Genomic DNA, 19,570 nt, shown 5'->3' on the forward strand with positions numbered 1-19,570 from the left:
GTCACGCCTTTCCGCTTGCGGGGAACAACATCAGGCCCATGGCGACGATGCCGAGAAGGACACCGGCGGCCTGTGTCAGGCTCATCCGCTCGCCGAAGACCGCAAAGGCAATGACGTTGACGAGCACGAGCTGCACGATCGCCGAAAGCGAGATCGCCAGGCCGAGGCCGCCCTCGCGCATCAGCTTCACCATGATGATATTGCCGATCACGTAGAGCCCGAGGGCAAGGAAAAGCATGCCGAGGTGATTGTTCGAGACATAGGCGCGCGACGCGGTCGCGCCGCCAAGGAAGATCGTTGTTGCCAAGAGCATCCAGAGGCCAAAGGCGAGGTTCATGCCCGCATCTCCCTGGCTTGCCAGCGATAGAGGATATCCGGCAGTTGCTCTTCATTGTCGCCGTCGGTCCGTCGCACCGCCTCGAAACCCTGGTGCTCGTAGAAGCGCCGGGCATCGCGGTTGTGCTCGAACGTCCAGAGACTCAATTCGTCCGGTGAAATCGTCTTGGCGATATCGATCAGCCGGGCGCCAATGCCGGCGCCACGATGTCGTTCGTCGATGTAGAGCGCGGTGACGTAGTTGTCGTTCGAGAGCGAAAGGAAGCCTGCGATATCGCCATCCTCCTCTGCCAGGAGCACGGTGCGTTCGGCAAAGACGGTTTCGGTATAGTAACGCTCGACGTCGTCATGGTCGTGCACCCGGGGCATCCATGGTGTCGCGTCGATCCAGCGGTTGAGGATGCCGGCGCAGGCAGCCATGTCGGTCCGTTCGGCCCGGCGGATCGCGACGCTATTCGTCATAGCTGTGCCCCGCGCGAAGACCCTCGCGGACGCGATGGGCGATTTCCAGGAATTCCGGCGTTTCGCGAATGCCGAGCGGGCGCTCGCGCGGCAGCGGCGATTCGATAACGTCGGTCACCCGGCCTGGGCGCGGGCTCATCACGACGATCTTGGTGGAGAGGTAGACAGCCTCCGGGATCGAATGGGTGACGAAACAGATCGTCTTGTTGGTGCGGGCCCAGAGCTTCAGGAGCTGTTCGTTCAGGTGGTCGCGGACGATCTCGTCGAGTGCGCCGAAGGGCTCGTCCATCAAAAGCAGGTCGGCATCGAAGGCGAGCGCCCGGGCGATCGAGGCGCGCTGCTGCATGCCGCCCGAAAGCTGCCAGGGATACTTCTTGCCGAAGCCGGTGAGGTTGACGAGGTCGAGGGTGCGCTCGATGCGCGCCTTCTTCTCTTCCTTCGAATAGCCCATGATCTCCAGCGGCAGGGCGATGTTGTTCTCGATCGTGCGCCAGGGATAGAGCGCCGGCGCCTGGAAGACATAACCATAGGCGCGCTCTCTGCGTGCCTCCTCCGGCGTCATGCCGTTGACATTGATCTTGCCGGAGGTCGCCTTTTCGAGATCGGCGATCACCCTCAGAAATGTCGTCTTGCCGCAGCCGGACGGGCCGATGAAGGAAACGAAGTCACCCTTGGCGACATCAAGATTGACACCGGTCAGGGCATGGACCGGCCCATCGGCGGTTTCGAAGGTCAGGCAGAGGTCCCGGGCCGAAACCACGGATGCGGTATTGGACGTCATCGGCAAATACTCATTCTGGCTGGTCTGTGTCAGACTGCTATCCGGACCGGCAACATGCAATCGCGGATTTGCGTGCGGCGCCGCTTTTTGCTGGTTTTTCAAGGAATTCTGGAGAACGTTCATGTCTCGATCATCCAATCCGGGCTGTCGCGTGGTTCGTCCCGCCGGCGTCATGTCCGGCCAGCAGGGGCTCAACTATTTCGAGGGCATTGCGGCCGAGACCGTCGGGGCGACGGGGCTCTGTATGCATATCGTCACGATCCCGCCCGGTGCGCGCGCCAAGGCGCATCTGCACGAGAGCCACGAGACGGCGATCTACGTGCTTTCGGGCGAAGCCTGGACCTGGTTTGGGGAGAAGCTTCAGGAGCACGTCGTCGCGCGCGTCGGCGACATGGTCTACATTCCCGCGGGCATGCCGCACCTCCCGGAAAACCGGTCGAGCGAGCCCTGTTCGGCCGTCATCGCCCGCACGGATCCGAAGCAGCGGGAAAGCGTCGTGCTTCTGCCCGAGCTCGATGCGCTCGTGCCCGACTGACGGCTCCCAAGCCGAAGCGCCCCGCCGATGCGGCAGGGCATGTCCGGTGGGACAGAGCGGCGCGAAGAAGTGCAAGCCGCGAAGCATGAGGCCTCAGACGCCCGTGGCTGGAATGCCGCTGCGCTGGACGGCGCGGGGGGCGGTGACTTCCTTCCAGGTCGAAAGCGCCGAGCTGACCGCCGGGAAGGGATCGCGGCGAACGAATTCGCCGTGGCCTTCGCGGGTCTTGATCGTGCTTTCCTCGATAGCGACGACGCCACGGGTCAGCGTAAAGCGTGGCAGGCCTTTCACTTCCTTGCCCTCGAAGACGTTGTAATCGATGGCCGACTGCTGGCTCTTGGCGGAAATCGTCTTGGTGCGCTTCGGATCCCAGACGACGAGGTCGGCATCGGCGCCGACGAGGATCGCGCCCTTCTTCGGGTAGATGTTGAGGATCTTGGCGATGTTGGTCGAGGTCACCGCCACGAACTCGTTCATGGTGATGCGGCCGGTGTTGACGCCATGGGTCCAGAGCATCGGCATGCGGTCTTCGAGGCCACCGGTGCCGTTCGGGATCTTGGTGAAGTCGCCGACGCCGAAGCGCTTCTGCTCGCTCGTAAAGGCGCAATGGTCGGTCGCTACCACCTGCAGCGAACCCGAGGCGAGGCCGGCCCAGAGTGAATCTTGATGCAGCTTGTCGCGGAAGGGCGGCGACATCACGCGGCGGGCTGCATGGTCCCAGTCCTTGTTGAAATATTCGGTTTCATCCAGCGTAAGGTGCTGGATCAGCGGCTCGCCGAAGACGCGCATGCCCTTGGAGCGGGCGCGGCGGATCGCTTCGTGCGCCTGCTCACAGGAGGTGTGCACGATGTAGACCGGGCATCCGGCCATGTCGGCGATCATGATCGCGCGGTTGGTCGCTTCGCCCTCGACTTCGGCCGGACGCGAATAGGCGTGCGCCTCCGGCCCATTGTTGCCATCGGCGAGCAGCTTTGCCTGCAGCTGGGCGACGACGTCGCCGTTTTCGGCGTGCACCAAGGGCAGCGCACCTAGTGCTGCGCAGCGCTGGAAGGACGAGAACATCTCGTCGTCATCCACCATCAGGGCGCCCTTATAGGCCATGAAGTGCTTGAAGGTGTTGATGCCCTTGTCCTTGACGATGGTCTCCATCTCGTTGAAGACCTGCTCGCTCCACCAGGTGATCGCCATGTGGAAGGAATAGTCGCAGTTGGCGCGGGTGGACTTGTTGTCCCACATCGTGAGCGCTTCGAGCAGCGACTGGTTGGGCGAGGGCAGTGCAAAGTCGACCACCATGGTCGTGCCGCCGGCAAGGGCTGCCCGCGTGCCGCTTTCGAAGTCGTCCGAGGAATAGGTGCCCATGAAGGGCATTTCGAGATGGGTATGCGGGTCGATGCCGCCGGGCATGATGTAACAGCCGCTCGCATCGAGCGTTTCGTCGCCCGACAGGTTCGGGCCGATCTCGACGATCTTTCCGCCCTCGATCTTGACGTCCGCCTTGTAGGTCAGGTCGGCCGTGACGATGGTTCCACCCTTGATGACAGTGCTCATGATTGTTCCTCGCGATTGCGCTTCCGGCGGCCAGGCAACCGCCACGAAAAAGGGCGGAACTTTCGTCCCGCCCGCAAACTCATTCGACGATTTCGGCCGTTTCGACCACGGCGTGGAAGAGGACGTCGGCGCCGGCGCTGGCCCACTCCCTGGAGATGTCCTCCGCCTCGTTGTGGCTGAGGCCACCGACGCAGGGGCACATGATCATCGTCGTCGGCGCCACCTTGGCGGCCCAGCAGGCATCATGCCCGGCGCCCGAGATGAGGTTCATGTGGCTGTAGCCGAGATGCTCGGCGGCGTTACGCACGGCGCTGACGAGCTTTGGATCGAAGGTGACCGGCTCGAAATGGCCGATCGCCTCGATGGAACAGCCGACGCCAAGCGCGTCAGTGATCTTCGGTGCCTCGGCCTCGATCTTTGCCCGCATGCGGTCGAGCTTGGCCTTGTCCGGCGAGCGGATGTCGACGGTGAAGACCACCTTGCCCGGCAGCACGTTGCGGGAATTGGGCGAGAAGAACACCTGGCCGACGCCGCCGACGGCGCCCGGCTGGTTTTCCATCGCGACGCCCTGGACCATTTCCAGAATGCGGGCCATGGCAAGGCCGGCGTTAACGCGCATGTTCATCGGGGTCGAGCCCGTATGGGCTTCGCGGCCGGTCAGCGTGAACTCCAGCCACCACAGGCCCTGACAGTGGGTGACGACGCCGATGTCCTTGCCCTCGGCTTCGAGGATCGGGCCCTGCTCGATATGGTACTCGAAATAGGCGTGCATCTTGCGGGCGCCGACTTCCTCGTCGCCGACCCAGCCGATGCGTTTCAGTTCGTCGCCAAAGGTCTTTCCTTCGGGATCCTTGCGGCCATAGGCGAAATCCTGACTGTGCACGCCGGCAAAGACGCCCGATGCGAGCATGGCCGGCGCGAAGCGCGCGCCTTCCTCGTTGGTCCAGTTGGTGACCACGATCGGATGTTTGGTCTTGATGCCGAGGTCGTTCATCGAGCGTACGACCTCGAGGCCCGAGAGCACACCGAGCACGCCGTCATACTTGCCGCCGGTCGGCTGGGTATCGAGATGCGAGCCGATATAGACGGGCAGCGCATCCGGGTCGGTGCCGGGCCTTGTGAAGAACATATTGCCCATGGTGTCGACGCCCATGGTGAGGCCGGCCTTTTCGCACCAGGACTGGAACAGCCGGCGCCCTTCGGCGTCCTCGTCGGTCAGCGTCTGGCGGTTGTTGCCGCCCGCGACACCAGGGCCGATCTTGGCCATTTCCATAAGTGAATCCCACAGGCGGTCGGCATTGACGCGCATGTTCTCGCCAGGTGCAGCCACGGCGGTCTCCTCATCTTTTCAGGGCTTTGCCTTGATCGGCGCGCCCTCATGTTCCCGTGGTCAAATCCAGGCTTGGTTTTTTCTGGTGCCCTTCGATCAGCCGTTGCCTTTGGCGGTGAACTGGCTGATAATTTGACCGGTTGGTAAACATTACAACTTCCGTTGCGGCACTCAAGCCGGAAAAACAAAAAAACGAAGTTGTTGCCCAATAAGATGGCGGGGCCGGAAATTGGGCAGCCGGTTCCTGCGCGACGAGCTGCGCAGGCATGGCCAGGGGGACATATGGTATTACCGAGAGCGGCCAGGACCCAGAGGCGGACCCGCATACAAGGGGAGAAGGAAGAGCGCATTCTCGAGGCCGCGCTCGAAGTCTTCTCCGCCAACGGTTTCCGCGGCTCGACGGTCGATCAGATCGCCGAAGTGGCGGGCATGTCGAAACCCAATTTGCTCTATTATTTCCGCACCAAGGAAGCGATGCACCGGGCGCTGATCGACCGGGTGCTCGACACCTGGCTCGACCCCTTGCGAGAATTCAACGCCGAGGGGAACCCGGTCGCCGAAATCCGCAGCTATATTCGGCGCAAGCTGGAAATGGCCCGTGACTATCCGCGCGAAAGCCGGCTCTTCGCCAACGAGGTGCTGCAGGGCGCGCCGCATATCGAGGACGAGCTCAAGGGGCCCTTGAAGTCGCTGGTCGACGAGAAGGCCGAGGTAATCCGGGCCTGGGCCAAGGCCGGCAAGATCGCCAAATGCGATCCCTATCACCTGATCTTCGCGATCTGGTCCACCACCCAGCACTACGCCGACTTCGACGTGCAGGTCCGCGCCGTGCTCGGCCAGGGAAACGCCGGGGACGGGCGCTTTGAGGATGCGGCACGCTTCCTGGAACGGCTCTTCGTCGACGGACTGCAGGTGAGCGAGCAGCCGGCGGCTTGAGCCGCCTTTCAATCTGGCAGCAGCGCCATCAACAGCAGGCCGCAGGCCGTGGTCAGCGCGCCGGCAAGCACCGGCAGGCTGGTCCAGCCATGACCGAGCAGACCTTCGAGCAGGATGATGAAGCTCGGCGTCAGATAGCCGTAGCCGAGCACTTTCGATGCGGGTAGCCGCATCGAGGCGTATTGCAGGAGCAGGAAGGTGATGGCCGTGGTCACAACGGCCAGATAGAGGACGGCGAGCCAGACGACCGGTGGCAGGCTGGCGAAATCGGCGGTGACGAGACCGGCCGCGCCCGGTACCAGCAGCCAGGGCACGGTGAAGACAGCCACCCAGAAGCCGAAGGCGAATGGACTTTCCTCTCGGCCGAACTTGCGGATCAGCGGCACATAGACCGCGTGGCAGACGACGCCGACGAAGAAGATCAATTCGCCCTGGCCGACGTCGAAGGCAAGGATCGCGCCGACATCGGCGCGAAAGATCACCCAGACGGCGCCAAGGGCAGCGATGATGAGCCCGGCGAGCACGCCCGGGCGCGTATGCTGACCGAGCAACAAAAACGCGAAGCCGGCGCTCAAGAGCGGCATCAGCGTGAAGACCGCGCCTGTTGAAACAGGGCTGGTGAACTCCAGCGCCTTGAACATCGTCAGCATGTAGACGGCGATCAACCCGCCGAGGATCACGAAGCGCCACGCTTGCTTGGGAAAGCGAAAGGGAACGCGCGCATAGCCGAAGGTGAGCAGGCCAAGGACGACGACGGTCAACAGATAGCGCCAGAGCGTCAGCGGCCCGGCGCCCATATGTTGGGTGGCAAGGCCGCCGAAGGAAAAGGAGCCGGCGATCAGGACGGCGAAGGTCATCATCGCCAGATGCGCCTTCAGCTTCTCGGCGCCCTTCGCATGAACCTGGTGCGCGGTTTTCGGGGAGACGTCCTGTTTCATGCGGGCTTCCGGATTGGATCGGCGGCGAGGGCGGGAAGGATCTCCACTACTAGATCATTTCAGCGCTTCATTGAAACCGTGAAAAGATCCAAAGCCTTGAAGGTATGCAACTTCGGGCGTGGAAACTGTTTCACGCTTTCAAGGGGTTGCACTACGCGTTCGACAGTGCCGGTTGCAAGGCTTCGGAGATACCGGCTGCATCCCCGACGATCCAGGTTTCGAGCGTCGCCTGCCGGCCGCGCAGGCCGATGTCCAGCCGCTCGTGCCCTTCGATCACCAGGCCCGCGCGGTTTACGAGCTCGGCCGAGACGGCGAGCTGCACGTCGTGCTCCTTGGCGAGACCCTCCAGGCGGCTCGCCGTGTTGATGGTATCGCCGACGGCCGTCAGCGATGTCGCCTGGCCGTAGCCGATCTCACCGATGATCGCCGGGCCTGCGTGCAGCCCCATGGCGATGCGCAGGGGCTCGTCGAGTTCGCCGCGGAAGGTCTGGTTCAGCGTCTCGATCCCCTTGGATATCCTGACGGCGGCGGCGAGCGACTGCCGGCAGGCCTCGGTGTAGGTGCACTTCAGACCGAAGATCGCAAGCGCGCCGTCGCCGATGAACTTGTCGATGACGCCACCGGAATCCTCGACCGCCTCGCCCACCATTTCGAAGTAACGATTGAGCAGGAACACCGTATCGAAAGGCAACTTGTGTTCGGCAATGCTGGTGAAATCGCGCAGGTCGCAAAAGAGCACGGCGATCCGCCGTTCACGGCCTTCGCCGCCCTCACGCCCGATCTGCTTCTTGATGCCGAGGCTGTCGCTGTCGAGGATTGGCACGACGGTGACGTTGTGGACGGGTCGGAACTGGCAGGCGAGGCGGACATTGTCGGGCGCGCCGATACGGGTCAGCGTCGCAAGCTCGGCATCCTCAGGAGGCGGCTGGTCTTCCAGCCCCTGGATGATGCGCACGCGACAGGTCGAGCATCGGCCGCGGCCGCCGCAGACCGAGACATGCGCGATCCCGGCGGCGCGGCTTGCTTCCAGCACGCTGAAGCCGAGATTGACGGTGGCGACCCGGCCGTCGGGATAGCGCACGCGAATGCGTCCGCCCTTCGGCATCGCCCGCAACAGGAACGTGCCGGCGATCAGGCCGGCGAAGCCGAAATAGAGGCCGAGACGGATATCCTCGAGAAGCGTGAGATCGGCGGCCGGCTTGCTGTAGGCCCGGTCGCCGTAGCCGCCATGTTCGGCGTAACCGTCCTCGATCGAGCGGGCGCCGCTGACGAAGCCGAGCAGCGCGAAGATCGGCACGAGGATCGCGACCGTGTAGAGCAGGATTTCGTAGCGCGGGAACCAGGCGCGGCCGCGCATCCAGAACCAGGCGCCGAGGCAGCCGTGGCCCCAGACGAGCAGCAGGGCGAGCGATTGTCTCGTGGCATTTACGGAGTTCGACCAGAGCATGCGGAGCATGTCCGGATAATCCGCGTCGACCCCGGTGAGAAGTGGCTCGACCCGGGCGGCGGTCACGTGGCCAATCAGCAGGAAGGGCAGGCTGAGGCCGAAGACGATCTTCAGCGCCTCGCGCGCCGGCATTCTGAGCGTTTGCCGGCGGTAGATGCTTTCGAGCGCCATGGCGAAATGCAGCAGCAGAGCGCCGTAGAGCAACACGGTGCCGGGCAGGCTATGCCAGATGAGATTGAAGCCCTTGCGGGCGGCTTCCATCGCTTCGATGGAGATCAGGCCGAGCGAGTGGTTGAAGAAATGGGCCAGGACGAACGTACCGAGTATAGCCCCGGAAACGAGGTGGATCCGCTTGCGTCGGTTGGCCGAAATGATCGTCAAGCAAAAGGTCCAGCTCTGCCGGAGCGTCGCCCGGCTGCAGTGTCAAAACCGTCGGAGATCGCGTTTCGGTCCTGATCGAACGTGCGACGCCCTCCGTATGAGTTCTTCCTTATTATCCAGATCACGCGAGCCGACAACTTACCATTTTTACACAATCTGTTTCGTTTTCGTGTCCTGTTCGTTATCGGCGGGGAGCGCTATTGAGCGTGGTTCGGCTGCGGGCTCGATCGCGTTGTCCCGCCCTTCGAACGCCCGACCGCCGCCACTTCATTCCATCATCGCCGGCAAGCGCGCGGCAAGCGTATCGATGAGCAGGCGCAGCTTCGACGGCATGTACTGGGTTTTCGGCCAGACGACATAGGTGCCGTAGGATAGTGCCGGCACATCGGCGAGGATCCGCACCAACGAAGCCGAGGCGATGCGGTCGCCAACGAGCCAGCATGGCAGCCAGGCGATGCCGAAGCCGTCGACCGCCGCGTCGGCGATTGACGTCAGGTCGTCGAGCCGCAGCCGCGCCGGTGGCGTGACGGTCCGCACCTGTCCGGCCTTGGCCGGAAAGGACCAGGCGAGCGGCTGGCCGCTGCGGCGATAGAGGATCGCCTGATGGGACATCAGGTCGTCGATCGTTTCCGGCGTGCCGTTTGCTTCGAGATAGGCGGGCGAGGCGCAGACGATCATGCGCTGGTCGGCGATCTTGCGCGTCATCAGGTCCGGTTCGCTGCGCAGCGGACCGGTACGGATGGCAAGGTCGAAGCCGTCCTCGACGAGATCGACGTTGCGATCGCTGAAATTGAGATCGAATTCCAGGCGCGGGTGCAAGCGCAGCAGTTCCGACAAGAGCGGCATGACGCATTGGCGGCCGAAATGCACCGGCATCGAGAGGCGTAGCCTCCCCTCTATCTCCTGCTTTCCCGATTCCAGCAGGGCCTCGCCGGCGCGGATTTCGGCGAGTGCCCGCTGGCAGTTTTCGTAGAAGAGCTGGCCCTCGTCGGTCAGGCTCTGGGTGCGGGTGGTGCGATGAAAGAGGCGAACGCCCAGCCGCTGCTCCAGCTTGGCAATGGTCTTGCCCACCGCGGAGCGCGACAGGTTGAGCCTTTCGGCGGCCGCCGAAAAACCACCGGCATCAGCCGCTTCCACGAATACCGAGACACCGTTGAGATAGCTCACGCTTGTATCCTTCAGGGAACCAATGTGGCGAAATCATATCGCAACTGGAGAGATAATTTCAACGCTATGGTTTCTTCATCAGATCCAACCGATGAAAGGGAAGACCATGGCAAGGCTGATGAAGGAATGGACGATCGATCGGTTTGGCGCCGCCAACCTAAAGCTCACCGAGCGGCGCGTTCCGGAGGCCGGCCCGGGCGAGGTGCTTGTGCGCACGACCGCCCTGTCGCTCAATTTCCGCGACAAGCTGGTCTTGGAAAATGGGATGGGCATGCCGCTTTCCTTTCCCTTCGTGCCGGGTTCCGACATGGCGGGCGTGGTCGAAGCGGTCGGCCGCGGGGTGACCCGTTTTCAGCCGGGCGACCGGGTCATTTCCGTCTTCGATCCCACCTGGATCGACGGCCAGAAGCCGGGTACGGGCCGTCAACCCACGTTCTTCGCGCTCGGTGGTCTCAATCCGGGTGTCGCTTCGGAGTATGTCGCCTTTCCGGAGGACTGGTTCGTGAAGGCACCTGAGAGCCTCGACGATGGTGAGGCGAGCACGTTGCCCTGCGCCGGGGTGACGGCCTGGTTTGCGTTGGTCGAGAAGGGGCACCCGAAGCCTGGCGACCGGGTCGTCGTTCAAGGGACCGGCGGCGTTTCGCTGTTTGGGTTGCAGATCGCCAAGGCGCACGGCGCCGAAGTGATCGTGACGTCAAGCGGTCAGGACAAGCTCGAACGGGTGCGCGCCCTTGGCGCCGATCACGGTATCAACCGCCTGTCGGAAGATTGGGCGGAGCGGGTTCTCGAGATCACCGGCGATCACGGCGCCGACCACATCCTGGAACTCGCCGGCGGCGCCAATCTCGGCAAATCGCTACAGGCGGTGGCCGTGCAGGGGCGGATCTCGGTCATCGGCGTGCTCGAAGGCGGCGAGGTCTCCGCTCCGGCACCGTTCGTCCTGTTGAAGTCGCCGGTTATCCAGGGCATCGGCGTCGGCCATCGCCGGGCGCTGGAAGACCTCGTCGGCGCCATCGACCGGACCGGGATCAAGCCGGTCATCGATGCCCGTTACCGGTTCTCGGAGCTGCGTGAGGCGCTGGCGCATCTCGACCGCGGTCCGTTCGGCAAGGTGGTTGTCGAGTTCTAGGATCGAAAAACAACGCCGCCGGATTGATGGTCCGGCGGCGTTTTCATTGGTTCCGGCGATCGCGGAGCGCGCTGTGCTCCGGTCTCGCTTACTCCGCGGCCTGGCGGGCCATCGGGTTGTTCGGATGCGTCGTCCAGTTGGCATAGTTCGGATCGACCGGCTTGCCGGTGCGCTGGTCGAGCGTGCCGGCCGGCAGTTCTTCCATGGTGATGCAGTTTTCGACGGGACAGACGTTGACGCAGAGATTGCAGCCAACGCACTCGTCTTCCATCACCTCGAAGTGGCGCACGCCGTTGACGAACTGGGTGATCGCCTGGTGCGAGGTGTCCTCGCAGGCGATGTGACAGCGACCGCACTTGATGCAGGCATCCTGGTCGATCTTGGCCTTGGCGATGTAGTTGAGGTTCAGGTACTGCCAGTCGGTGACATTCGGCACCGCGCGCCCGGTGATGTCGTCGAGATTGCGGTGGCCCTTGGCGTCCATCCAGTCGGAAAGACCTGAAATCATCTCCTGGACGATCTTGAAGCCGTAGGTCATCGCCGCGGTGCAGACCTGGACGTTGCCGGCGCCAAGCGCCAGGAACTCGGCCGCGTCGCGCCAGGTGGTGATGCCGCCTATGCCGGAGATCGGCAGGCCGTAGGTTTCCGGATCGCGGGCGATCTCGGCGACCATGTTCAGCGCAATCGGTTTCACCGCCGGGCCGCAATAGCCGCCATGGGTGCCCTTGCCGCCGACTGCCGGGTTGGGGGCGAAGTTGTCGAGATCGACGGACACGATCGAGTTGATCGTGTTGATCAGCGACACGGCGTCGGTGCCGCCGGCCTTGGCGGCGCGGGCGGGCTTGCGGATGTCGGTGATATTCGGCGTCAACTTGGTGATAACGGGCATGCGCGTGTACTGCTTGCACCAGCGCACGACCATCTCGATGTATTCCGGCACCTGGCCGACTGCAGCACCCATGCCACGTTCGGACATGCCGTGCGGACAGCCGAAGTTGAGTTCGATGCCGTCGGCGCCGGTTTCCTCGACGAGCGGCAGGATCGCCTTCCACGCCTCTTCCTCGCAGGGCACCATGATCGAAGCGATCAGGGCGCGATCCGGCCAGTTCATCTTCACCTGCTTCATTTCGCGCAGGTTCACATAGAGGTCGCGGTCGGTGATGAGCTCGATATTGTTGAGACCGAGCAGCCGGCGGTCAGCACCCCAGATCGCGCCGTAACGCGGTCCGTTGACGTTGACGACCGGCGGGCCTTCCTCACCCAGCGTCTTCCAGACGACGCCGCCCCAGCCCGCCTTGAAGGCGCGCTCGACGTTGTAGGCCTTGTCCGTCGGCGGGGCGGATGCCAGCCAGAACGGGTTCGGGGATTTGATGCCGACGAAATTATTGCGAAGATCAGCCATTGGTTCCTCCTCCCGATCTTAAGCCACGGCAGTCGCGCGCGGCGCGGCCGCGGCGAAGACCCGGTTGATCGATTCAGCCGCGTCGCGGCCCATGGCGACGGCCGAGACGGTGAGGTCTTCGCCGCCGAGCACGCAGTCGCCACCGGCCCAGACGTTGTCGATCGACGTACGCCCTTCGGCGTCCGCAACGATCCGGCCGCCTTCGAGCTGCAGTGCGCCGAGGCCGGCGCCGAGGAAGCTCTGGCCGATCGCCTTGAAGATCTGGTCGGCGGCAATGATACCGGTTTCCCCGGTTGCCGTCAGCTTTCCTTCTTCGAGCGTGGTGTATTCGAGCTCGATGCCGGCGACCTTGCCGTCCTTCTCGGCAATGCGCTTCGGCTGCAGCCAGTGGCGGATGGTGACGCCCTTGGATGCGGCCAGATCCTGCTCGAACTCGGAGGCGTTCATGTGTTCCTTGCCTCGGCGATAGCAGATCGTCACCTCTTCGGCGCCGAGCAGCTTTGCCTGCACCGCCGCGTCGATTGCCGTCATGCCGCCGCCGAGAACGACGACGCGACGACCGACCGGGATATCGGCCTTAGTTTTCGACTGGCGAAGGGCTGCGATGAAGTCGACGGCGTCATCGACGCCCGCGGCATTTTCGCCTTCGAGGCGGAGCGCATTGACGCCGGCCAGGCCGAGGCCGAGGAAGACGGCGTCATATTGTTCCGAAAGGTCGGCAAGGGTGAAATCGCGGCCGAGAGCCTGGCCGTTCCTGACTTCGATGCCGCCGATCGACAGCACGTAGTCGACTTCTTTCTGGGCAAAGTCGTCGACCGACTTGTAGGCGGCGATGCCGTATTCGTTGAGGCCACCGGATTTCGGGCGGGCGTCGTAGACCACCACGTCGTGGCCCTTGACGGCCAGGCGGTGGGCGGCTGCAAGGCCGGCCGGGCCGGCGCCGACGACGGCAACCTTGCGGCCGGAAGTCTCCGCGCGGGTATAGAACTGCTTGTTCTCGCGCATCGCCACGTCGGTCGCGTAGCGCTGCAGGCGGCCGATCTCGACCGGGCGCTCCTCGGCGGTGTTGCGAACGCAGGCCTGTTCGCAGAGCGTTTCGGTGGGACAGACGCGGGCGCACATGCCGCCCAGGATGTTCTGATCGAAAATCGTCTTTGCCGATCCGATCGGGTTGCCCGTCGATATCTGCCGAATGAACAGCGGGATATCGATGGAGGTGGGACAGGCCGCCATGCACGGCGCGTCATGACAGAAGTAACAGCGGTCGGAAGCGACGAGGGCCTCGTGCTTGTCGAGCGGCGGATGCAGGTCGGCGAAGTTGCTCTCGTACTCCCCGAGCGGCAGGCGGCCGCCGAGGATCCCAGATTGTGTCGTTCCCATTTTTGGCTCCCAATGTTTTCTCAGGATGATGGAACGGTAACACGCTTTATTTTTTTATCAAACGGTAAAAGTTTTGCGTGGTGGCGACCGAAAAGCCTTGCGATCCGGGGCTTTGCAGAAGACCTGCCAAGCCCTTGTTCTTGACCGATGTTTGACAGGGCGAGGCAATAGTGGCAGCAGATCAGAGCGGGGTGAGGAAAAGTGTGCGCGGTTTTCCGTCCGCACCCCGCTCTGCTTATGAGGATCGATCACGATACTTTTGGATCGACAGGATCCAAAAGTATCGTGATCGGGGGGAATGGAGAACAGGCATGGCACGCAGGGGCGAGGCGAACAACAGGCTTGACGATGCTGCCCGGGCGGGCTGGCTATACTATGTCGCCGGCCGCACACAGGACGAAATCGCCACCGTCATGGGAATCTCGCGCCAGTCGGCGCAGCGGCTGGTTTCTCTCGCCATGTCCGAGCGGCTGATCAAGGTCCGGCTCGACCATCCGATTGCAGCGTGCCTGGAGGCCGCGGCAGGTCTTCGCGACAGATACGGGCTGAAACATGTGGAGGTGGTGCCGAGCGATCCGGGCTCGACCTCGACGACGGTCGGCATCGCCGAGGCTGGCGCCGCCGAGATCGAGCGCTGGCTAAAGTCGCCCGAGCCGCAAGTGCTGGCGATCGGCACCGGCCGCACGCTGAAGGCGGCGGTCGACCAGTTGCCGACGATGGAATGTCCGCAGCACCGTATCGTGTCGCTCACCGGAAATATCGGCCTCGACGGCTCGGCCGCCTATTACAACGTTATCTTCAGCATGGCCGATGCGGTGAAGGCCCGGCATTTTCCGATGCCGCTGCCGGTGCTTGCCGCCTCTGCCGAGGAGCGCGAGGTGCTGCACAGCCAGAGCCTGGTGCAGGTGGCGCTGAAGCTCGGTGCCGAAGCCAACGTCGCCTTCGTCGGTGTCGGCGAACTCGGGCCCGACGCGCCGCTCTGCCAGGACGGGTTCCTGGCGCAGGACGAAATGGCCGACCTGACCAGAGCCGGGGCCGCCGGTGAGATCTGCGGCTGGATGTTCGATCACGACGGCGCGCTGCTATCAGGCAGCTTCAACGAACGGGTCGCATCGGTGCCTCTTCCTTCGCGGGACAAGGCGTCGGTGATTGGTCTCGCCAAGGGGCGGCGCAAATACGAAGCGCTGAGGGCGGCGGTAAAGGGTGGTATCATCAACGGCCTCATCACCGATGAGGCGACTGCGAGCCATCTGCTCAACGCATGATCGTTATACGAAACGTTTGAAAAGGCCGGCCGATGTGCCGGCCTTTCGCACGTGCGTAAAGAAAAAATCAGCAATTAAAACAATCTTCTAATGTTCCTGTGTGCGGCGCAGCAACGATTGCGCATTGACATTTTGTCACAGGAAGTGAGTAATTGCTCATGAGCAAGGCAAATGCTCAATTTCTTCTGGGAGGAAGTCGATGAACTTGAGAACTTTCCTGCTGGGCACGTGCTCGGCAGTCGCACTGTCGGGTCTGGCCCAAGCAGAAACCCTGACGATTGCGACCGTGAACAATGGCGACATGATCCGGATGCAGAAGCTGACGGAGGACTTCACGTCCAAGAATCCGGACATTCAGCTTGAGTGGGTAACACTTGAGGAAAACGTGCTGCGCCAGCGCGTGACGACCGACATCGCCACCAAGGGCGGCCAGTACGACATCATGACGATCGGCACCTATGAAGTGCCGATCTGGGCAAAGCAGGGCTGGCTCTTGCCGCTCGACAATCTCGGCGCCGACTACGATGTCGACGACCTGCTGCCGGCGATCCGCTCCGGTCTCACCATCGACGGCAAGCTTTATGCAGCGCCCTTCTATGGCGAGAGCTCGATGGTGATGTACCGCAAGGATCTGTTCGAGAAGGCGGGGCTCACCATGCCCGACGCACCGACCTGGGACTTCATCGCCGACGCAGCGCGCAAGATCACCGACAAGAACGCCGAAATCTACGGCATATGCCTGCGCGGCAAGGCCGGTTGGGGCGAGAACATGGCCTTCCTGACGGCGACCGCGAACGCCTTTGGCGCGCGCTGGTTCGACGAGAACTGGAAGCCGCAGTTCGACCAGCCGGAATGGAAGAACGCGCTCGACTTCTACGTCAAGCTGATGAACGACGCCGGACCGCCCGGCGCATCCTCGAACGGCTTCAACGAAAACCTGTCGCTGTTCCAGACCGGCAAGTGCGGGATGTGGATCGATGCGACCGTGGCCGCTTCCTTCGTCACCAACCCGAAGGAATCGACCGTTGCCGACAAGGTCGGCTTCGCGCTGGCGCCGGACACCGGCCTTGGCAAGCGCGGCAACTGGCTCTGGGCCTGGAACCTCGCGATCCCCGCCGGCTCGCAGAAGGTCGCCTCGGCCGAGAAGTTCATCTCCTGGGCAACGGGCAAGGACTATCTGAAGCTGGTGGCCGACAAGGAAGGCTGGGCGAACGTTCCTCCGGGTACGCGCACCTCGCTCTATGCCAACCCCGAGTACCAGAAGGCAGCACCGTTTGCGAAGATGACGCTCGACTCGATCAATGCGGCCGACCCGAAGAACCCGGCGGTCAAGCCGGTTCCTTATGTCGGCGTGCAGTTCGTGGCGATCCCGGAATTCCAGGGTCTTGGCACTGCGGTCGGTCAGCAGTTCTCGGCAGCGCTCGCAGGTCAGATGAGCGTCGACGATGCGCTTGCCAGCGCCCAGCAACTCACCGAGCGTGAGATGACCAAGGCTGGCTACATCAAATGAGGCTCCCAAGGGCCCGGGGTGCTGGCCGCAAATGGCCGGCGCCCCGGTAATTCTCCTCCGGGCCGCTCTCCTGGAGGACGTTCCGCGGCGCGCGCGGTGACCCCGTGCGCGCCCGGTCCGAGCTTTCGAACACGCGTTGAATTCCATCATTTGGGGGACGCCATGGCGACCTTGCACACACGCTCCGCCGCGCGGCTGATGATCGCGCCTTCGGTGCTTCTGCTTCTGGCCTGGATGATCGTTCCCCTGGCCATGACGATCTACTTCTCGTTCCTGCGCTACAATCTTCTGATGCCGGGAATGGAAGAGTTCGCCGGTTTCTCGAACTACAGCTACTTCCTGACCGATCCCGCCTTCTTCCAGGCGATCTTCAACACGCTGGCGATCGTGCTCGGCGTGCTGTTCATCACCGTCGTCGGCGGCATCGCACTGGCGCTGCTGCTCGACCAGCCGATGTTCGGGCAGGGGATCGTGCGCATCCTTGTCATCGCACCCTTCCTGATCATGCCGACCGTGGCAGCACTCGTCTGGAAGAACATGTTCATGAACCCGGTCAACGGGCTCTTTGCCTGGATCGCCAAGCTCTTCGGGCTGCAGCCCTTCGACTTCCTCGCCAATGCGCCCCTGATGTCGGTGATCCTGATCGTCGCCTGGCAATGGCTGCCTTTTGCGACGCTGATCCTTTTGACGGCGCTGCAGTCGCTCGACGAGGAGCAGAAGGAAGCAGCCCAGATGGACGGCGCCGGCGCCTGGAGCCGCTTCATCTATCTGGTGCTGCCGCATCTTTCCCGCGCGATCACCGTCGTCATCCTTATCCAGACGATCTTCCTGCTCTCGGTCTTTGCCGAAATCCTGGTCACCACCAATGGCGGCCCGGGCACGCAGAGCACCAACCTGACCTTCCTCGTCTATGCGCAGGCTCTGCTGCAGTTCGACGTGGGCGGTGCTTCGGCCGGCGGGATCATCGCGGTCATCCTCGCCAATATCGTCGCATTCTTCCTGATGCGCATGATCGGCAAGACGCTGGAGGCTTGAGAACCATGGCACGCAACGTCTCCACCCAAAGAAAGATCGTCGTCACCGTCGTCGCCTGGACGATCGGCATTCTGATCTTCTTCCCGATCCTCTGGACGTTCCTGACGAGCTTCAAGACCGAGGCCGAGGCGATCGCTTCGCCGCCGTCCTTGTTCTTCTTCGACTGGACGACGGAGAACTATCACGAGGTGCAGAGCCGATCGAACTACTTCCTGCACTTCATGAACTCGGTCGTCGTCTCCTTCGGCTCGACGCTGATCGGGCTCATCATCGCCATCCCGTCCGCCTGGGCGATGGCGTTCTCGCCGACCAAACGCACCAAGGACGTGCTGATGTGGATGCTCTCCACCAAGATGATGCCGTCGGTCGGCGTGCTGGTGCCGATGTATCTGCTGTTCCGCAACACCGGCCTGCTCGACACCCGCACCGGCCTCGTGATCGTGCTGACGCTGATCAACCTGCCGATCATCATCTGGATGCTCTACACCTACTTCAAGGAGATCCCCGGCGAGATCCTGGAGGCGGCGCGCATGGACGGCGCCTCGCTCTCCAAGGAGATCATCTATGTGCTGACGCCGATGGCGATCCCCGGCATCGCCTCGACGCTGCTCTTGAACATCATCCTCGCCTGGAACGAGGCGTTCTGGACGCTCAACCTCAGCGCCGCAAAAGCGGCACCGCTGACGGCTTTCATCGCCTCCTATTCGAGCCCCGAAGGCCTGTTCTACGCCAAGCTCTCGGCCGCCTCGACCATGGCGATCGCCCCCATCCTCATACTCGGCTGGTTCTCGCAGAAGCAGCTCGTGCGCGGCCTCACCTTCGGCGCGGTCAAATAAGGGATACGACAATGGGAAGCATTACACTCAGCAAGGTTTCGAAGGTCTTCGGCGCCCATGCCGTCATCCCCTCGATCGACCTCGACATCAACAATGGGGAGTTCGTCGTCTTCGTCGGACCGTCCGGCTGCGGAAAGTCGACGCTGCTCCGGCTGATCGCGGGGCTTGAGGATGTCAGCGACGGCGAGATCGTCATCGACGGCAAGAACGCCACCGAACTGCCGCCGGCGCAGCGCGGCCTGTCGATGGTGTTCCAGTCCTACGCGCTCTACCCGCATATGAGCGTGCGCTCGAACATCGGCTTTCCGTTGAAGATGGCGAACGAGGACAAGGCGGTCATCGACAAGAAAGTGGCGGATGCAGCACGCGTGCTGAACCTGACCGACTATCTCGACCGCAAGCCGCGTCAGCTCTCCGGTGGCCAGCGCCAGCGCGTCGCCATCGGCCGCGCGATCGTTCGGCAGCCGAAGGCGTTCCTGTTCGACGAGCCGCTCTCCAACCTCGACGCGGCGCTGCGCGTCAACATGCGGCTGGAGATCAGCCAACTGCATCAGGACCTGAAGACGACGATGGTCTACGTCACCCACGACCAGGTGGAGGCCATGACCATGGCCGACAAGATCGTGGTGCTCAATCGCGGCCGTATCGAGCAGGTCGGCTCGCCGCTCGATCTCTATCACAAGCCGGACAATCTCTTCGTCGCCGGTTTCATCGGTTCACCGCGCATGAATTTCGTTTCCGGTGCGCCGGCCGCCGCCTACCAGGCGCACACGATGGGCATCCGTCCCGAGCATCTGGTGCTTTCGAAGGAAAACGGCACCTGGGCCGGCACGGTAGGGGTTGCCGAGCACCTTGGCTCGGACACGTTCCTGCACGTCAATGTCGACAATATCGGAACAATGACGGCGCGCGTCAGCGGTGATTTCGCTGTCACCCATGGCGACCGGGTGTTCCTGACGCCCGATCCGCAGCGCGTTCACAGGTTCGACGACAAGGGGCTGGCAGTTCGATGAAAAGGCTTGAAGGAAAGAGCGCGCTGATCACCGGGTCTGCGCGGGGGATCGGTCGTGCTTTCGCAGAAGCCTACATCCGCGAAGGCGCCACGGTCGCGATCGCCGACATCGATATCGAGCGAGCGCGCGAGACGGCATC

The 19,570-nt window shown here is 63.0% G+C and carries 19 protein-coding genes; 9 read left to right on the forward strand and 10 right to left on the reverse strand.

Going from position 1 to position 19,570, the window contains the following annotated elements:
* Position 1: 1 nt before the first annotated feature.
* Genes XB14_RS02365 through XB14_RS02375 form a run of 3 tightly spaced genes read right to left on the reverse strand, consistent with a single transcriptional unit; the run spans position 2 to position 1,579 of the window.
* Positions 2-337 carry a hypothetical protein gene (locus tag XB14_RS02365; RefSeq protein WP_077960023.1) on the reverse strand — a complete coding sequence of 112 codons (336 nt, stop codon included), beginning with the start codon at positions 335-337 and terminating at the stop codon, positions 2-4.
* Entirely contained in the window at positions 334-798 is a 465-nt protein-coding gene (locus XB14_RS02370; RefSeq protein ID WP_077960024.1) for a GNAT family N-acetyltransferase, read from the reverse strand. The genes XB14_RS02365 and XB14_RS02370 overlap by 4 nt, the downstream gene beginning before the upstream one ends.
* A complete protein-coding gene (locus XB14_RS02375) occupies positions 788-1,579 on the reverse strand; it encodes an ABC transporter ATP-binding protein (RefSeq protein ID WP_077960040.1) in 792 nt (263 codons plus the stop codon). The genes XB14_RS02370 and XB14_RS02375 overlap by 11 nt, the downstream gene beginning before the upstream one ends.
* A gap of 121 nt (positions 1,580-1,700) precedes the next feature.
* On the opposite strand from XB14_RS02375, the gene XB14_RS02380 reads away from it, so the two are divergent.
* Positions 1,701-2,114 (forward strand): cupin domain-containing protein, encoded by a 414-nt coding sequence (locus XB14_RS02380; protein WP_077960025.1) that lies wholly within the window; start codon positions 1,701-1,703, stop codon positions 2,112-2,114.
* 93 nt (positions 2,115-2,207) lie between these two features.
* Here XB14_RS02380 and hydA read toward each other — a convergent pair whose 3' ends face one another.
* Positions 2,208-3,662 (reverse strand): dihydropyrimidinase, encoded by a 1,455-nt coding sequence (hydA, locus tag XB14_RS02385; RefSeq protein ID WP_077960026.1) that lies wholly within the window; start codon positions 3,660-3,662, stop codon positions 2,208-2,210.
* 79 nt (positions 3,663-3,741) lie between these two features.
* Positions 3,742-4,992: a Zn-dependent hydrolase gene (locus XB14_RS02390; RefSeq protein WP_089045634.1), complete on the reverse strand. Its 1,251-nt coding sequence runs from the start codon at positions 4,990-4,992 to the stop codon at positions 3,742-3,744.
* Positions 4,993-5,274: 282 nt separating this feature from the next.
* Between XB14_RS02390 and XB14_RS02395 the strand changes: the two genes are divergently transcribed.
* Positions 5,275-5,928 (forward strand): TetR family transcriptional regulator C-terminal domain-containing protein, encoded by a 654-nt coding sequence (locus XB14_RS02395; RefSeq protein WP_034794116.1) that lies wholly within the window; start codon positions 5,275-5,277, stop codon positions 5,926-5,928.
* An 8-nt stretch (positions 5,929-5,936) separates the two neighbouring features.
* Here XB14_RS02395 and XB14_RS02400 read toward each other — a convergent pair whose 3' ends face one another.
* From XB14_RS02400 to XB14_RS02410, 3 genes are all read right to left on the reverse strand, one after another.
* Positions 5,937-6,866 (reverse strand): DMT family transporter, encoded by a 930-nt coding sequence (locus XB14_RS02400; protein ID WP_077960027.1) that lies wholly within the window; start codon positions 6,864-6,866, stop codon positions 5,937-5,939.
* Between the two features lie 151 nt (positions 6,867-7,017).
* Positions 7,018-8,694, reverse strand: coding sequence for an adenylate/guanylate cyclase domain-containing protein (locus tag XB14_RS02405; protein WP_077960028.1), 1,677 nt, complete (start codon positions 8,692-8,694; stop codon positions 7,018-7,020).
* Positions 8,695-8,961: 267 nt separating this feature from the next.
* Positions 8,962-9,861 carry a LysR family transcriptional regulator gene (locus XB14_RS02410; protein WP_077960029.1) on the reverse strand — a complete coding sequence of 300 codons (900 nt, stop codon included), beginning with the start codon at positions 9,859-9,861 and terminating at the stop codon, positions 8,962-8,964.
* Between the two features lie 106 nt (positions 9,862-9,967).
* Between XB14_RS02410 and XB14_RS02415 the strand changes: the two genes are divergently transcribed.
* Entirely contained in the window at positions 9,968-10,990 is a 1,023-nt protein-coding gene (locus XB14_RS02415) for a zinc-dependent alcohol dehydrogenase family protein (protein WP_077960030.1), read from the forward strand.
* An 88-nt stretch (positions 10,991-11,078) separates the two neighbouring features.
* Here XB14_RS02415 and preA read toward each other — a convergent pair whose 3' ends face one another.
* Positions 11,079-12,392 (reverse strand): NAD-dependent dihydropyrimidine dehydrogenase subunit PreA, encoded by a 1,314-nt coding sequence (gene preA, locus XB14_RS02420; protein WP_077960031.1) that lies wholly within the window; start codon positions 12,390-12,392, stop codon positions 11,079-11,081.
* An 18-nt stretch (positions 12,393-12,410) separates the two neighbouring features.
* Positions 12,411-13,772, reverse strand: coding sequence for an NAD(P)-dependent oxidoreductase (locus tag XB14_RS02425; RefSeq protein WP_077960032.1), 1,362 nt, complete (start codon positions 13,770-13,772; stop codon positions 12,411-12,413).
* 311 nt (positions 13,773-14,083) lie between these two features.
* On the opposite strand from XB14_RS02425, the gene XB14_RS02430 reads away from it, so the two are divergent.
* From XB14_RS02430 to XB14_RS02455, 6 genes are all read left to right on the forward strand, one after another.
* Positions 14,084-15,037 carry a sugar-binding transcriptional regulator gene (locus XB14_RS02430; protein WP_077960033.1) on the forward strand — a complete coding sequence of 318 codons (954 nt, stop codon included), beginning with the start codon at positions 14,084-14,086 and terminating at the stop codon, positions 15,035-15,037.
* 199 nt (positions 15,038-15,236) lie between these two features.
* On the forward strand, positions 15,237-16,547 hold the full coding sequence (locus tag XB14_RS02435; RefSeq protein ID WP_077960034.1) for an ABC transporter substrate-binding protein: 1,311 nt from the start codon (positions 15,237-15,239) through the stop codon (positions 16,545-16,547).
* A 162-nt stretch (positions 16,548-16,709) separates the two neighbouring features.
* Positions 16,710-17,582: a carbohydrate ABC transporter permease gene (locus XB14_RS02440; protein WP_065374368.1), complete on the forward strand. Its 873-nt coding sequence runs from the start codon at positions 16,710-16,712 to the stop codon at positions 17,580-17,582.
* Between the two features lie 5 nt (positions 17,583-17,587).
* Positions 17,588-18,418, forward strand: coding sequence for a carbohydrate ABC transporter permease (locus XB14_RS02445; protein WP_034794097.1), 831 nt, complete (start codon positions 17,588-17,590; stop codon positions 18,416-18,418).
* 11 nt (positions 18,419-18,429) lie between these two features.
* On the forward strand, positions 18,430-19,431 hold the full coding sequence (locus tag XB14_RS02450) for an ABC transporter ATP-binding protein (protein ID WP_077960035.1): 1,002 nt from the start codon (positions 18,430-18,432) through the stop codon (positions 19,429-19,431).
* Positions 19,428-19,570, forward strand: a 143-nt coding sequence (locus XB14_RS02455) for an SDR family NAD(P)-dependent oxidoreductase (protein WP_143348193.1), incomplete at its 3' end; no start/stop codon positions are given. The genes XB14_RS02450 and XB14_RS02455, both read left to right, overlap by 4 nt.

Source organism: Ensifer adhaerens, from assembly GCF_002007205.1.
Lineage (GTDB): Bacteria > Pseudomonadota > Alphaproteobacteria > Rhizobiales > Rhizobiaceae > Ensifer > Ensifer adhaerens_D.